The following is a 1160-nucleotide window of genomic DNA, read 5'->3' as shown; positions in this document are numbered from 1 at the left end:
ACCTACAATCTCGCCGAATTCAGGCGCGGCATCGCTGAGCGGCTGTTCTCGGCATGCCCGCCAATTGCCGAGACGGCGGCCGGTGGAACCGTCCTTTACCAGGAAGGGCGCAGCCGTTCGGGCAAGCCACAGCGGGCGGTGCATCATGGTGCGGTGTTTGCCGCGACCCGTTGGACCAATATCTTCGACCGGGGCAATGGCTGGCTGACGGGCGACCCGATTTCCGGGCCGATGGCAGAAAATTTCGGCCCCGGCGTGGAGGACATTCAGGTCAAGTTGCGCAGTTCGCGTGGTCGCATCTTCACCCACACGCTCTACTGGTCACTGAAGGCTACCGGTATCGAGATCGCCCCAGCCGCCGGCACGCCGCGTTCGCATATTGACGTGCTGCGCGACGCAGTCGACCTCGCCCGCAAATTCGAGCCAAGTCAGGCAGTGCCGACGATCGCTGCTGGAAAATAGGAGCCCGCTCGTCTCGGCGAATCAGCGCGCGCAATCCATGGCGATCGCCATTAAAACAACAGGCCCATGCCGGCTCACAGTCCGGCATGGAGGGCACCGTCAAGCACCGATCAACGGTTGGTCAGGAAGACCGCCTCCTCGTCGTCGCGTTGCCTGCCGCCAAGGGCGGCCGCCGCGCTCGCGATGAAGGCGCCGACGACCAGGGACAGCGCGCCAACCAGCGCAAAACTGGCACCGGCCTTCCTGGCGGTATCCGCGGCCTGCTGGGCCTGGACCTTTGTTTCCTGTGCCCTGGCAATCACCGCATCCACACGGACCTTGGCATCCGGTTCCGACAGCCCCGTGCGGGCAGCCACCAACTGCGACAGATAGGTCTTGTCGTCTGCCGAAACTTCGCCTGCAGCTGCGCTCGCGATCAAAATGCGTGAAGCCTGCGCCGTGGCCGCCGCATCGCTCTCCGGATTGGCGGCAGCAAGCCTGGCCGCATCGGCCGGGCGGAACAACGTATCGACGAAGTACGACGTTGCGTTGTCGGTCGAGCCGCTTCCGACGTTCGCACTAGCACCTGCCGAAGCGCCCATTGCCGCGCCAGACGCGACAGTCGAAGCGGCCTGGACACCAGTTCCGATAGCCGCGGAGAGCGCCGAACCGAGCACCGCGGCAACGAGCAAGGTCGCAAGCGCCCAAGCGAGGAAGCC

At 65.1% G+C, this 1160-nt stretch carries 2 pseudogenes; one reads left to right on the top strand and one right to left on the bottom strand.

From position 1 onward, the window contains the following. A pseudogene (locus EOC93_RS34815) lies at positions 1 to 462 on the top strand (hypothetical protein); the annotation flags it as partial. Positions 463 to 572: 110 nt separating this feature from the next. On the opposite strand, the pseudogene EOC93_RS14915 reads toward EOC93_RS34815, so the two are convergent. Then, a pseudogene (locus tag EOC93_RS14915) lies at positions 573 to 1160 on the bottom strand (hypothetical protein); the annotation flags it as partial.

Source organism: Mesorhizobium sp. M6A.T.Ce.TU.002.03.1.1 (assembly GCF_003997275.1).
In the GTDB taxonomy this organism is placed as follows: Bacteria; Pseudomonadota; Alphaproteobacteria; order Rhizobiales; family Rhizobiaceae; genus Mesorhizobium; species Mesorhizobium mediterraneum.
The sequence above is the reverse complement of the archived record's forward strand: the minus strand, read 5'-3'. Positions and strand labels throughout refer to the sequence as shown.